At 71.0% G+C, this 13,551-nt stretch carries 12 protein-coding genes; 4 read left to right on the top strand and 8 right to left on the bottom strand.

Going from position 1 to position 13,551, the window contains the following annotated elements; all coding sequences use genetic code 11:
• Nucleotides 1-40 precede the first annotated feature (40 nt).
• From ACFYL4_RS16365 to ACFYL4_RS16340, 6 genes are all read right to left on the bottom strand, one after another.
• A complete protein-coding gene (locus ACFYL4_RS16365; RefSeq protein WP_387519053.1) occupies nucleotides 41-1,033 on the bottom strand; it encodes an exopolyphosphatase in 993 nt (330 codons plus the stop codon).
• A complete protein-coding gene (locus ACFYL4_RS16360; protein ID WP_357758450.1) occupies nucleotides 1,030-1,614 on the bottom strand; it encodes a DUF501 domain-containing protein in 585 nt (194 codons plus the stop codon). The genes ACFYL4_RS16365 and ACFYL4_RS16360 overlap by 4 nt, the downstream gene beginning before the upstream one ends.
• Nucleotides 1,615-1,646: 32 nt before the next feature.
• Nucleotides 1,647-2,021, bottom strand: a complete 375-nt coding sequence (locus ACFYL4_RS16355) for a septum formation initiator family protein (protein ID WP_387519195.1) — start codon at nucleotides 2,019-2,021, stop codon at nucleotides 1,647-1,649.
• A gap of 174 nt (nucleotides 2,022-2,195) precedes the next feature.
• Nucleotides 2,196-3,479 (bottom strand): phosphopyruvate hydratase, encoded by a 1,284-nt coding sequence (gene eno / locus ACFYL4_RS16350; RefSeq protein WP_357758447.1) that lies wholly within the window; start codon nucleotides 3,477-3,479, stop codon nucleotides 2,196-2,198.
• 102 nt (nucleotides 3,480-3,581) lie between these two features.
• Nucleotides 3,582-3,719: a hypothetical protein gene (locus ACFYL4_RS16345; protein ID WP_387519052.1), complete on the bottom strand. Its 138-nt coding sequence runs from the start codon at nucleotides 3,717-3,719 to the stop codon at nucleotides 3,582-3,584.
• Entirely contained in the window at nucleotides 3,704-3,958 is a 255-nt protein-coding gene (locus tag ACFYL4_RS16340) for a hypothetical protein (RefSeq protein ID WP_387519051.1), read from the bottom strand. Before ACFYL4_RS16340 ends, ACFYL4_RS16345 begins: the two co-directional genes overlap by 16 nt.
• A gap of 192 nt (nucleotides 3,959-4,150) precedes the next feature.
• On the opposite strand from ACFYL4_RS16340, the gene ACFYL4_RS16335 reads away from it, so the two are divergent.
• Both ACFYL4_RS16335 and ACFYL4_RS16330 read left to right on the top strand, forming a co-directional pair.
• Nucleotides 4,151-5,599, top strand: coding sequence for an FtsW/RodA/SpoVE family cell cycle protein (locus ACFYL4_RS16335; RefSeq protein WP_387519050.1), 1,449 nt, complete (start codon nucleotides 4,151-4,153; stop codon nucleotides 5,597-5,599).
• Between the two features lie 136 nt (nucleotides 5,600-5,735).
• Nucleotides 5,736-6,296: a hypothetical protein gene (locus ACFYL4_RS16330; protein ID WP_387519049.1), complete on the top strand. Its 561-nt coding sequence runs from the start codon at nucleotides 5,736-5,738 to the stop codon at nucleotides 6,294-6,296.
• Nucleotides 6,297-6,568: 272 nt separating this feature from the next.
• Here the strand turns inward: ACFYL4_RS16330 and ACFYL4_RS16325 are convergent, their stop codons facing one another.
• The gene (locus tag ACFYL4_RS16325) at nucleotides 6,569-7,333 is read right to left on the bottom strand and encodes a MazG nucleotide pyrophosphohydrolase domain-containing protein (protein WP_387519048.1); all 765 of its coding nucleotides are present in this window, start codon (nucleotides 7,331-7,333) and stop codon (nucleotides 6,569-6,571) included.
• Nucleotides 7,330-8,937 (bottom strand): adenylyl-sulfate kinase, encoded by a 1,608-nt coding sequence (gene cysC, locus ACFYL4_RS16320; RefSeq protein ID WP_387519047.1) that lies wholly within the window; start codon nucleotides 8,935-8,937, stop codon nucleotides 7,330-7,332. Before cysC ends, ACFYL4_RS16325 begins: the two co-directional genes overlap by 4 nt.
• A gap of 428 nt (nucleotides 8,938-9,365) precedes the next feature.
• Between cysC and mfd the strand changes: the two genes are divergently transcribed.
• Together mfd and ACFYL4_RS16310 are read left to right on the top strand one after the other, a co-directional pair.
• Complete coding sequence (gene mfd / locus ACFYL4_RS16315; RefSeq protein WP_387519046.1) at nucleotides 9,366-12,974, top strand: transcription-repair coupling factor; 3,609 nt, start codon at nucleotides 9,366-9,368, stop codon at nucleotides 12,972-12,974.
• A 57-nt stretch (nucleotides 12,975-13,031) separates the two neighbouring features.
• Nucleotides 13,032-13,433, top strand: coding sequence for an IS5 family transposase (locus ACFYL4_RS16310; RefSeq protein WP_387519045.1), 402 nt, complete (start codon nucleotides 13,032-13,034; stop codon nucleotides 13,431-13,433).
• The last annotated feature ends 118 nt before the right edge of the window (nucleotides 13,434-13,551 follow it).

Below are 13,551 nucleotides of genomic sequence, written 5' to 3'. Positions count from 1 at the left end.
AGGAGACTATGTCCTGTTCAGTACTAGTTTGCCCGGATTTCTACTCGGGCGCGATGAGACTCCACGCGACACCGTCGAGGATGTCGTGCTCGCTCGCCGTGAAGTGGTCCGCGCCGGTGCGCGCCAGCACGCGGGACAGTACGAGGGCGCCCGCCGCGATCACGTCCACCCGGCCCGGGTGCATGACCCCGATCTCCGACCGCTCCGCGTGCCGCGAGACCAGCAGCTCACCGGTGATCCGCTCCAGGTCCTCCGCGGACACCCGCGTGTGGTGGATGCGCTCGGAGTCGTACTCCGGCAGGTCCAGCGCGATCCCGGCCACCGTCGTGGCGGTCCCGGCCACGCACACCACCGAACCGGCCTCCCGCAGCGGAACGACCTTCTCCACCTCGTCCAGGGCGGCGTCGATGTCGGCCGTGGCCGCCTCCACCTGCTCCTTCGTGGGCGGGTCGTCGCGCAGGTGGCGCTCGCTCATGCGCACGCAGCCGACGTTCACCGACAGGGCCGCCCGCACCAGGTCCTCGTCGTCGTCCAGGCCGCCGAGTACGAACTCCGTGGAGCCCCCGCCGATGTCGACCACCAGGAACGGCGGAGCGAGGTCCTCGCTCGCCTCGCCCTCGGCCGCCAGCGCCTCCAGCTCGGCCGTGGCGCCCACGAAGGACAGCTCGGCCTCGTCCAGACCGGTGACCACCTCGGGCTCCACCCCCAGGATCTCGCGGACGCCGTCCACGAAGACCTGGCGGTTACCGGCGTCGCGGGTCGCGCTGGTGGCCACCATACGCACCGTGTCCGGTCCCAGCTCGATCCCGTGCGCCTCGATGGCCTCGGCGTAGCCGCGCAGCGCCTCGAAGGTGCGCTCCAGGGCCTCGGGCGCGAACGCGCCGGTCTCGTCGACCCCCTGGCCCAGGCGCACGATCTCCATCCGGCGGTCGGCGTCGACCACCTGGACCTCGTCGTCGCCCAGGAAGACCACGTCGGCGATCAGCAACCTGATCGAGTTGGTTCCGCAGTCGATCGCCGCGACACCGCTCATGAGGCGTCCGTCCCTTCAGCGCCCTCGGGGGCGTTCTCGTCGACACACACGCACGGGCCCTTGGCCCACCACTCCGGCAGCTCGGCCAGCGCCTCCGCGCCGAACGGGTTGGTGCCGGGCGCGGCCAGCTCGTGACCGACCAGCGCGTGCAGGCACTTGACCCGGGTCGGCATCCCGCCGGTGCTCTGCATCCCCTCGGGCAGCGGCTCCAACCCGTCGGCGCGGGCCTGCTCGGCGCGCTCCTCCAGGTAGGACTCGTGCGCCCTGGTGTAGGCCTCCTGGAGCTCGGGCTCCTCGCCCAGGCGCTCCTGCATCCGGCGCATACGGCCTTCGTTCTCCAGACGGCCGATCGCCGAGGCGGCGCGCGGGCACGTCAGGTAGTACAACGTCGGGAAGGGGGTGCCGTCTTCCAGACGGGGGGCGGTCTTCACCACGTCGGGGAGACCGCACGGGCAGCGGTGGGCGACCGCGCGGACGCCACGCGGCTGGCGGCCCAACTGGAGTTCGATGGCGGCGAGGTCCCGTTCGGACGCGGGACCGCCGTCGGTGTGCCCCGGAACGGGCTGATCTGCGGAAGTCATGTCCCGCCCAGCATAGATGGCCAGCGGCGGGTTCACAGACCCCGGTCGGGGTCGGGGCCGTCGGCCTCCTCCACCGAACGCCACAGCTCGGTGAACCAGGGCTCGGTGGGCGCGGTCGGACCGGCGTCGGCCTCGTCGTCGGCCCCGGGACGGACGACGATGTAGGCGGTCTCGCCGGGGTACTGGTAGTGGAGCCGCTCGCGGGCCTCGCGTTCCACGTAGTCCTCGTCGGTGAGCGCCTCCTCGCGCTCCTGGAGGTGGGCCACGTTCTCCTCCATGCGGGCCCGGTCCTCCTTGAGCTGCGCGATCTGCGACTGCTGCATCACGTACTCGCGCAGCGGGTAGGCCAGGCTCAGCGCGATCACGCACACCACCAGCGCGAGGATGGCGGCCCGGCTGGTGAGCATGGGCCGCACCCTGGAGGTGCGGCCCACACCGGAGCCCTTCGTGCCCGCCTTCGCGCCCGCCTTCGGGGCACGCTCGGCGCCCTTCCGGGCAGCGGCCCTCCCCGGCCTGTCGGCTTTGGTCGCCTTCTTGGCCTTTGTGGGCGGCTGCTGGGTTTCGCGGGACACTGGGGCAGACTAGCCGCGCTTGGCGAACCTCGGGAAGGCCGACACGCCCGCGTAGACGGCCGCGTCGTCCAGTTCCTCCTCGATGCGCAGCAGCTGGTTGTACTTGGCGACCCGCTCGCTGCGTGCCGGGGCGCCGGTCTTGATCTGCCCGGCGTTGGTGGCCACCGCGATGTCGGCGATGGTGGTGTCCTCGGTCTCGCCGGAGCGGTGGCTGATCATCGCCGTGTAGCCGCTGCGCTGGGCGAGGGCGACCGCGTCCAGCGTCTCGGTGAGGGTGCCGATCTGGTTGACCTTCACCAGCAGCGAGTTGGCGGTGTCGGCGAGGATGCCGCGCTGGAGCCGCTCGGGGTTGGTGACGAACAGGTCGTCGCCGACCAGCTGGACCTTGGCGCCGAGCTGCTCGGTGAGCTTCTTCCAGCCGTCCCAGTCCTCCTCGTCGAGGGGGTCCTCGATGGAGACCAGCGGGTAGGCGTCGACGAGCTCACCGTAGTAGGCGGCCATCTCCTCGGCCGTGCGGGACTTGCCCTCGAAGGTGTACACACCGTCGGAGAACAGCTCGCTGGCGGCCACGTCCAGCGCCAGGGCGATGTCGGTGCCGACCTTGTAGCCGGCCTTCTCGATCGCCTCGACGATCAGGTCGAGGGCGGCGCGGTTGCTCTCGAGGTTGGGGGCGAAGCCGCCCTCGTCGCCGACACCGGTGCCCAGGCCGTGCGACTTCAGGACCGACTTGAGGGAGTGGTAGACCTCGGTGCCCCAGCGCAGGGCCTCGGAGAAGGTCGGGGCGCCGATGGGCGCGACCATGAACTCCTGGATGTCGACGTTGCTGTCGGCGTGCGCGCCACCGTTGAGGATGTTCATCATCGGCACGGGCAGGACGTGCGCGTTGGGACCGCCGATGTAGCGGAACAGCGGCAGACCGGCCTCCTCCGCGGCGGCCTTGGCGACGGCCAGGGAGGTGCCCAGGATGGCGTTGGCGCCGATCCGGGACTTGTCCGGGGTGCCGTCCAGGTCGATCAGCGCGCGGTCGATGATGCGCTGCTCGTCGGGGGTGTGGCCGAGCAGCTCGTCGGCGATCTCGTCGTTGACGGCGGTGACGGCCTTGGTCACGCCCTTGCCGCCGTACCGGTCGCCGCCGTCACGCAGCTCGACCGCCTCGAACTTGCCGGTGGAGGCACCGCTGGGGACACCAGCGCGGGTGATGGTCCCGTCGTCGAGCAGGACCTCGACCTCGACTGTCGGGTTGCCCCGGGAGTCAAGGATCTCCCGCGCCTGGACTGACTCGATGGACGCCACGATCTCTCCGTCTCTTCGGTGTCTGGGCCCACAGTTCCCGGGCCCGGACACGAGACTAGCGACACCCGTGCCGGTCGTGGGTGCCCGCCCACCCGGATTGGTCTAGTCCATACGGGTCTCCCCAGCCCTGAGAGCGGCCTGGGCGATCGCCACCGCGGTCTCACGGTGGGCGGCCGCCTCCTCCGGCGGGAACATGACGGCTACGTCCTGGATGCCCCCGAGGGCTACCATCGCGCCCATGCGGGCGGGGGTTCCCGGGCCTCGCCGACCAGTGCGGCGTCCAACCGGCGCCGCCAGTCCATGATCAGGTCGACCAGGCCGACCTCGTTGAGCGAGCCCAGGTCGTTGAGCAGGGCCCGCATGAGGGTGCCGTGGCACACACAGAGGTCGAAGTAGGCCCCCAGCACCTCACGCGGATCGTCGGCCCCACCACCGAACCTCCGCACCAGGTCCTCCGCGTCGCGGCGCAGTGGTTCCACGAGCGAGCGGAGCGGGCCGCCGAAGGAATCGACCTCGACGTGCCCCGTCTCCAGGTCTCAACCGAACCGCCCGGAAGTGGCCGATCTCCTTGCCAGACCCCGGCCCGTGTCTATAGTTCCTCCTGAGGGCCACCCGTCCCCCCACCCTCGCCCGGAAGCCATGGCCCCGCGTGTGAACGGTAGAGGACGAACATGGCCAACCCGCGGACCGAACCGGCGGACGGGGCACTGCGCCCCGCACGGCAAAGACGCGCCGAACTCGCGCTGCTGCTCGCCTCGATCGGGGCGACCTTCGCGGCCCTGCTCTCCGCGTCGCTCGCGGTCACCGACGGCGTCGACACCCGTGTGCTGGTCTACGGTACGGTGCTCGGCGCCGGGGCCCTGGCACTGCACGTGCTGATGCGGTTCGTGGCGCCCTACGCCGACCCCGTCCTGCTCCCCGTGGCGACCGCGCTGAGCGGGCTCGGCATCACCATGATCTGGGCGCTCCAGATGACCCGCGCCACCGCGCCCGGGTACAGCGAGGCCGACCGGCAGCTGATGTGGACGCTGGTCGGCATGGTCCTGTGCGCCGCCGCCATCGCGTTCGTCCGGCAGCCGCGGCGCCTGACCATGTACACCTACCTGATCGCCCTGGCCGCACTGGTCCTGCTGCTGCTGCCGCTGTCCCCCCTGGGACACGAGGTGCTCGGCGCCCGGCGGTGGATCATGCTCGGCCCGTTCACCATGCAGCCCTCGGAGTTCGCCAAGGTGCTGCTGGTGATCTTCCTGGCCTCCTACCTGGGACGACAGCGCGACGTGATGGCACTGGTCACCCGGACCTTCCGGATCGGCGGCGTGAAGGTGTTCAGCGCGCCGCGCGCCCGCGACCTCGCGCCCATGGCGGTGGGCTGGGGCGTGGCGATCCTGCTGCTCGTGGGCACCAAGGACCTGGGCACCTCCCTGCTGCTGTTCGGCACGTTCCTGGCGGTGCTCTACGCGGCGACCGCCCGCAAGTCCTGGGTGCTGATCGGGCTCGTGGCGTTCTCCGCCGGGGCGTACGTCGCCTACCTCGTATTCGGCCACGTGCAGAACCGTGTGCGGATCTGGCTGAACGCGTTCGACCCGGAGGTCTACCACAGCGAGGGCGGCAGCTTCCAGGTGGTGGAGGGCATGATCGCCCTCGCCTACGGCGGACTGCTCGGCACCGGCTTCCACGACGGGCAGGCACAGAACCTGTTCGCCGCGGACAGCGACCTCATCCTGGTATCGGTCGGCGAGAAGCTCGGCCTGACCGGGCTCCTGGCCGTGCTCACCCTGCTGTTGCTCTTCGCCCAGCGCGCCCTGCGCGTCTCCCTGGGGTGCAGGGACGTGTTCCTCAAGCTCACCGCGCTGGGCTACGGATTCATCACCGCGTTCGACGTGTTCATCGTGCTCGGCGGGGCCACGCTGATCATCCCGCTCACCGGGATGACCACCCCGTTCCTGTCGGCGGGCGGGTCGGCGCTGATGGCCAACTGGCTGATCGTGGGCCTGCTGCTGACCATCAGCGAGACCGCCCGCCGCCCGCAGGAGTCGTTCAGTTCGGGTCTGGCCCCGAGCGACCCCTCCACCGAGGTGATCAATGTGCGGAACCTGCCGCACGGGGTCCGGGACCGCTGAGGCGGGCCGGTCCGGTCAGGTGCGACGAGGGAAAGCCTGGATCGGTCAAGGCGCGACTTCCGGCCCACCCCCAATGGGCGGGTTCTAGTCCTGACTTTGGGCAAGATGTGATCATGCGTGGGGACGATGGAACACGATGCCAGACTTCGACCACCCTCGAAACTACATGCACGCGATCATTGAGAGCCTCGAAAGCGAGGATACGGAGGCGAACACCAGAGTAGGGACAGCTCTCAGCCTCGTGGTTCCCCTGTCACTCCACTTGTCGTCTTCCCACGTCCCCACTGGTGAAGTTGACGAATTTCGGACCCGTCTCACCCGACTCATCTCCGGCGAACCAAACTTCGCGGGCCTCTATCGCTACTTGGGAGATTGCTCTGACTACGCGGAGCTCGGCAGACTTAACGGATACGCACGAGCCTGTCTGATGCGGTCCGTCCTCCAGGTCTTCGACGACGAGTTCGCGGCGTGGAGTCAGGCCGAAAGCGCGGTCGTACTCGAGGGATTCAGCGAAGAGATCGCCGACATCGATCAGACCCTCAGAGAGGTCTCCGACGAGGCCCCACCCGTCCGGGAAGAGGAGATTCCGAACTGGGTCCCGGACAGTCACTGGTGGTGGCGCGCCCCGCGACAACAGGATATGAGCGAAGGCGAACGAGCCTCACGTCTCGAATACGACCACTGGGACGGAGTGTAGAGACGGATGCCACTCGGCCGGTCTCCAGCGACTCATCCTGGCGGAGCGGCACACCACGCTCAACAGGCCTCGTTCTCTCCCTGAAGCCGGTGAGAACGCCGGGTTGCGCGTTCCTGCTGCCCGGTGGCTCTGGTTTCCATGGCCCGGTGAAGCGCCGGTCTCCTGAGCTGACCCACCTGGATTCGGGTCAGGAGATCACCCTCGGGTTGGTTCCGCGCACTCCCACCCTTCCCGTGTGTCGGGATCACCGACCGGACGGGGCCGTCTTCGCCTCACGTCCACTCGCCCGCCTTCGACCAGTAGGTGCGCCACTGCTCCTCGCCCAGCTCACGGGGCTCGTGACCGTCGGCGCGGGCCGCCCCCTCCGCCGCCCGCACGCGGGCGTCGAAGCGTCGGGCGGCGGCGCGCAGGTCCGTCTCCGGGTCCCGGCCCTCACCGCGTTCGAGGGCCACGGCGGCGAACAGCTCCCCGCCCTCGGCCCCGTCGTCGCCCACCAGGTCGGCGGGGAGTCCGTTGCGCACGGCCCGCTTCTGGAGCTCGTAGGCCAACAGCACGGCGGGCTGGGCGAAGGGCACCCCGTCGAGTACCGACGTCTCCCCGGTGCCCCCGGCGGCCCGGGCCCGCTCCGCCCGTTCGGCCGCCTTGATGGCCTCCCAGTTCGACCGCACCTCGTCGGCCCCCGACACGTCCGCCCCGCCGAACACGTGCGGGTGGCGCCGGGTCATCTTGTCGATGATGGCGTCGGCGACGTCGTCCACCGTGAAGCGGGCGGGGTCGCCCTCGGGGCGCTCGGCGCCGATCGCGGCGTGGAAGACCACCTGGAGCAGGACGTCCCCGAGCTCCTCGCTCAGCCGCGGGTAGTCGCCCTCCTCGATGGTCTCCAGGGTCTCGTACGACTCCTGGATCAGGAACCTCGCCAGGGACGCGTGGGTCTGGGCGCTGTCCCACGGGCACTCCCGGCGCAGCGTCTCCATCACCTCGACCAGGCGCAGCACCCGGTGCCCGGGCACCGGAGGGGTCGGGGTGTCGCTCGTCATCGGTCCTCACTCACGTGCTGGTCGGAGTCGGGGAGCCAACCGCCCCCGCGCAAGGCGTCCAGCACCAGGGCCACGGACTCGGCGGGGTCCGCGCCGACGGTGTCGACCACCAGGTCGGCGTCGGTCGGTTCCTCGTAGGGGTCGGAGACACCGGTGAACTCGGGGATCTCCCCCGCCCGGGCCTGCGCGTACAGGCCCTTGCGGTCACGCGCCTCGCACTCCTCCAGGGGTGTGGCGACGTGCACCAGGAAGAAGTCCCCGAACTCCTCCACCATGGCACGGACCTCGGCCCGCCCGGCCGCGTACGGCGCGATCGGCGCGCACACCGCCACCCCGCCGTGCCGGGTGATCTCGGCTGCCACGAAACCGATGCGCCGGATGTTCAGTTCCCGGTCCGCACGGGAGAAGGTCAGGCCCTTCGAAAGCACCCGTCGCACCACGTCGCCGTCGAGCAGGCTCACCGTACGCCCGGAACGCCGGACGCCGTCGCTCACCCCCCGCGCGATGGTCGACTTGCCCGAACCGGACAGGCCGGTGAACAGCAGGGTGAGGCCGCGCCGGGTACGGGCCGGTCGCAGCCGGGCGAGCTCGGCGCCCACCCGGGCCGGGGTGAACCACGAGGGCAGTTCCCGGCCGTGCGCGAGCTCGGCCGCGACCTCCTCGTCTGTGGGCTCCGCGCGGACGGCGCGCGGGTCCACGCGGGTGCGGGGCTTCCACAGGTCCGCGTCCGCGTCGTAGCGCCAGGGCTCGGGGTCCAGGACGGTCAACGGCGGCTTCAGTGCCATGACCCGCTCGGTCTCGGGCGCCCGCCCGCCCGCTTCCAGCAGCATGTGGGTGGCGCCGTACGCGGCGGCCACGTGGGCGGCCAGCGCGGCGTCCCGTTCGCTCCAGGTTCCGCCCAGCGCCCCCGCGGCCCGGGACGCGGAGCGCGGCAGCGTGACCACGACGAACCCGGACCGGGGCGGCAGCAGCGGTTCCGCGGCCAGCACGGCGGTGGCCAGGCCCTCGTCGTGCAGTCCGGCGTCGACGACGACCAGGACCCCGGCCCGTTCGCCGCCGCGTCCCAGCGCGTCGGCCTCGGCACGGATCTGGTGCAGGGCGCGGTGGTGCAACGGCCGGTCGGTGACCACCGCGAGCAGGGGGCGCCCCGAGGAGGGCTCCAGTCCCCGCTGGGCGCGCACCTCGGCTGGGGTGGACCTCAGCTCGCGCAGGACACCGTAGGCGGGCGGCCCCAGCAGGCTCACGTCACCGGCGAGGTGGTGCAGGGTCGCCCCGTCCTCGCCGGTGGACTCCCAGCGCTCACGTACCGCCAGTTCCGCCAGCGGCGCCCCCTCCAGGTCGGTGAGGGTGAGCCGCGCGTTCCCCGCCACCTCCTCGGGCACCTCCAGGGTGACCGGAACCGGCCAGGGGCGGCCGTCGGGCAGGCGTCCGCGCCCGGCCACCGACTCCGCCTGCTCCCGGGTCATGAAGCCGGGCAGCGGGTAGGCCCCGCTCAGGATCAGCTCCAGGTGGGCGAGACCGTCCGGACCTGGAGCGAAGGCCGGCGCGCCCGGCCCTCCGGCGTTCGCCGCCGGACCTCTTCCCTGACTGTGGGCACCCACCACGCGTCTCCTCTTCCCGCGACCTTCCCCGACCCGTACCGGGCCTGGACAGCAGCGTCCAGCGTATGCCCGCCGGGGGCCGCACCCCGGCGCCGAACCCGTCCCTGAGGAATACCAGCAGCTCGGAACGGGTTCTGTGGCATGTGATCACCGCGGTCGTCTCCGGCCGTGGACCGGTTGCGGCCGCACGGCCGCCGAACCGCCCACCTCGCCGCCCGACCCGCGCGCGACGGTGGTACTGGATAAGCTGAGGGAAGCCGGGTGGTCACGCCCATCCACACACACGGCCGCCCACAACCGTCACCGTTCACGTACACGGACCCGTCCCCACTCGCCTCGCGGGACGGCGGCAACCGTGCCCGCCGCACTCGGGTGTCGGCGTCAGGGCAGGACCCGACTCCTGAACCGGACCACTTCCAGTTTTTGGTGCTATGAGCCTCATTGGACTTCTCGCCGACGTCTCCAGGGACCCGGCACTGCACAGCGCGATCGACACCGCCCGCAGCGGTGGCGATCCTCATCTCGACCTCGTCGCCCCGGCGGCGCTGCGCCCCTTCATGGTGGGGGCGCTGGCGGCCGACGCCCCGGTGGGCGCGGGCCGACCGGTGCTCGCCGTCACCGCCACCGAGCGGGAGGCCTCCGACCTCACCGACGCGCTCGGCTCACTGCTGCCCGAGGACGCGGTCGCGCTCTTCCCCGCCTGGGAGACGCTGCCGCACGAACGGCTCTCCCCGCGTTCGGACACCGTGGGCCAGCGGTTGGCGGTCCTGCGCCGACTCGCGCACCCCGACCCCGCCGACCCGCTCACCACGCCCCTGCGCGTGGTGGTCGCCCCGGTCCGCAGCGTCCTGCAACCCCTGGTCGCCGGGCTCGGCGACCTCGAACCGGTGCGCATCCGCCCGGGGGACGACGCCTCCCTGGAGGACGTGGTCGCGGCCCTGACCAACACCGGCTACGCCCGTGTGGACCTGGTGGAGAAGCGCGGCGACATGGCCGTGCGCGGCGGCATCCTGGACGTCTTCCCGCCCACTGAGGAACACCCGCTCCGGTTGGAGTTCTGGGGCGACACCGTCGAGGACATCAGGTACTTCCAGGTCGCCGACCAGCGCTCCATCTCCCCCGGCGAGGACGCCGGGTCGCGGGCCGCCTCCGGCCTGTTCGCCCCGCCCTGCCGCGAACTGCTGCTCACCGACACCGTGCGCGAACGCGCCCGCGCGCTGGCCGCCGAACACCCCTCGCTGGCCGAGGTGCTCTCCAAGATCGCCGACGGCGTGGCCGTGGAGGGCATGGAGGCGTTCGCCCCCGTGCTCGCCGACCGCATGGAACCGTTCCTGGCGTACCTGCCCGAGAACGCCATGGTGGTGGGCTGCGACCCCGAGCGCATCCGCACCCGCGCCGTGGAACTGGAGGCCACGAGCGCCGAGTTCCTCGACGCGTCCTGGATCAACGCGGCCTCGGGCGGCGAGGCCCCCATCGACCTCGGCGAGTCCGCCTACATGTCCATCTCCGAGCTGCGTTCGGTCGCCGCGGACCTCGACCTGCCCTGGTGGGGCCTGACCCCCTTCAGCGCCGGTGAGGGCTCCCCCGCCCAGGACGCCGGAGAGGAGGACGACGCGGTCGTGGTGGGCGCGGTCCCCGCCGACTCCTACCGGGGCGACACCGAGCGCGCCCTGGCCGACGTCAAGGGCTGGCTGCACGACAACTGGAGCGTCGTGCTGGTCACCCAGGGGCACGGGCCCGCCGAGCGGCTGGTGGCGATGCTCCGTGACGCCGGCCTGGGCGCCTCCCTCGCCGCCGACCTGGCCGAGCCACCCAAGGAGGCCGTCGCCACCGTCACGACGGGACTGGTCGACCACGGGTTCCTGCTGCGGTCGGTGCGCACGGTGGTCCTCACCGAGACCGACCTCGTGGGGCAGAAGTCCTCCACCCGCGACATGCGGCGCATGCCCAGCCGCCGCAAGGGCACGGTCGACCCCCTCCAGCTCAAGCCCGGCGACCACGTCGTGCACGAGCAGCACGGCGTGGGCCGGTACCTGGAGATGGTCAGCCGCCAGATCCAGGGCGCCACCCGCGAGTACCTGCTCATCGAGTACGCGCCGTCCAAGCGCGGCCAGCCCGGCGACCGCCTGTTCGTGCCGACCGAACAGCTCGGCGAGGTCACCCGCTACGTGGGCGGCGAGGCGCCGACGCTGTCCAAGATGGGCGGCGCCGAGTGGAGCAAGGCCAAGAGCCGTGCCCGCAAGGTCGTCCGCGAGATCGCCGGGGACCTCATTCGCCTGTACTCGGCGCGACAGGCCTCCCCCGGGCACGCCTTCGGTCCGGACACCCCGTGGCAGAACGAGCTGGAGGACGCCTTCCCCTACGTGGAGACGCCCGACCAGCTGGCCGCCATCGACGAGGTCAAGAAGGACATGTCGAAGTCGGTCCCGATGGACCGGCTGATCTGCGGCGACGTGGGGTACGGCAAGACCGAGGTGGCGGTGCGCGCCGCATTCAAGGCGGTGCAGGACGGCAAGCAGGTGGCGCTGCTGGTACCCACCACACTGCTGGTCCAGCAGCACCTGTCGACGTTCACCGAGCGGTACGCGTCCTTCCCCGTCACGGTCAAGCCGATGTCGAGGTTCCAGACCGACGGCGAGGTGGAGCTGACCCGCGAGGGGCTGCGCTCCGGCGAGGTCGACGTGGTCATCGGCACGCACCGACTGCTGTCGCAAGAGACCCGCTTCAAGGACCTGGGCCTGGTCATCATCGACGAGGAACAGCGCTTCGGCGTGGAGCACAAGGAGGCCCTGAAGCGGCTGCGCACCCAGGTGGACGTACTGGCGATGTCGGCCACGCCCATCCCGCGCACCCTGGAGATGGGTCTGACCGGCATCCGCGAGATGACCACCATCCTCACCCCGCCCGAGGAGCGCCACCCGGTGCTCACCTTCGTGGGTCCCTACGAGGACAAGCAGATCACCGCGGCGATCCGGCGCGAGCTGATGCGCGAGGGACAGGTGTTCTTCGTGCACAACCGCGTGTCGTCCATCGACAAGGTGGCGGCGTCCATCAAGCGGCTGGTCCCCGAGGCCCGGGTGGCCTACGCGCACGGTCAGATGAACGAGCAGCAGCTCGAGAAGGTCATGGTCGACTTCTGGGAGAAGAACTTCGACGTACTGGTCTCCACGACCATCGTCGAGTCCGGCCTGGACGTGCCCAACGCCAACACGCTGATCATCGACCGCGCCGACACCTACGGGCTGTCCCAGCTGCACCAGCTGCGGGGCCGGGTGGGCCGGGGCCGTGAGCGCGCCTACGCGTACTTCCTGTACCCGCCGGAGCGCCCGCTCACCGAGACCGCCTACGAGCGGCTGGCCACCGTCGCCCAGCACACCGAGACCGGGGCGGGCATGTACGTGGCCATGAAGGACCTGGAGATCCGGGGCGCGGGCAACATCCTGGGCGCCGAACAGTCCGGGACCATCGCGGGCGTGGGCTTCGACCTGTACGTGCGCATGGTCGGCGAGGCCGTGGCCGAGCTCAAGGGCGACCCGGAGGCCGCCGCCGAGGTCGAGACCAAGGTGGAGCTGCCCATCAACGCGCACATCCCGCACGACTACGTGCCGGGCGAGCGGCTGCGCCTCCAGTCGTACAAGCGCATCGCCAGCGTCACCAGCGAGGAGGACATCCTCGCCGCGTACGAGGAGCTCACCGACCGCTACGGCGCACCGCCGCAGCCGGTGGACAACCTCATGGCGGTGGCGCGGTTCCGGGTGCTGGCCAAGTCCGCGGGCCTGGCCGACGTGGTCATGCAGGGCAACCAGATCCGGTTCTCCCCGGTGGAGCTGCGCGAGTCGCAGGAGCTGCGGCTGCGGCGCATGTACCCCCGGGCGATCCGGAAGGAGGCCACGAAGACGCTGCTCGTGCCGGTCCCGAAGGCGGGAGGGCTGGGCGGCAAGCCGCTGCGCGACCTCGAACTGCTCAAGTGGTGCACCGACCTGGTCAACTCCATCTTCGAACCGGACCGGCGCAGGCCGAACCGGCCCGAACAGGACTAGGCACTGTTTTTTAGAAGTTGGGAGTGGAGCAGGGTCTGCGCTGGCATCGTGGTCGATGTGTCTGGCCGTCATGAACTCACCGATGCCGAGTGGGCCCTGCTCGCCCCGCTCCTGCCCGCCGACCCTGCCAAGGGCAAGAAGTGGGCCGATCACCGCAAGGTCATCAACGCGATCCTGTTCCGTGCCCGCACTGGCATCCCCTGGCGGGACCTACCAGAGCGCTACGGGCCCTGGGAGACCGCCGCCGGACGCCACCGCCGCTGGTCCATCGACGGCACCTGGCAAAGGATCGCCGACCGGCTGCGCATCGACGCCAACAGCGGCGAAGAGCTCATCGCGAGCATCGACTCGACCACCGTACGCGCCCACCAGCACGCTGCCGGGGCCGCGAAAAAGGGGACGCAGCGCGGGAGGAACCGGACGGGGTCGAAGCGCTCGGACGCTCCCGGGGCGGACTGACCACCAAGATCCACCTGCTCGCGGACCAGCACAGGCGTCCCCTGGTGCTGGCCACCACCCCAGGCCAGCGCGGGGACAGCACCATGTTCGAACCTTTGATGGCATCGCTGCGGCTGCC

It is taken from the genome of Nocardiopsis sp. NPDC006938 (assembly GCF_042869555.1).
In the GTDB taxonomy this organism is placed as follows: Bacteria; Actinomycetota; Actinomycetes; order Streptosporangiales; family Streptosporangiaceae; genus Nocardiopsis.
Note: the sequence above shows the minus strand (reverse complement) of the source record. Positions and strands in the feature narration are given on the sequence as shown.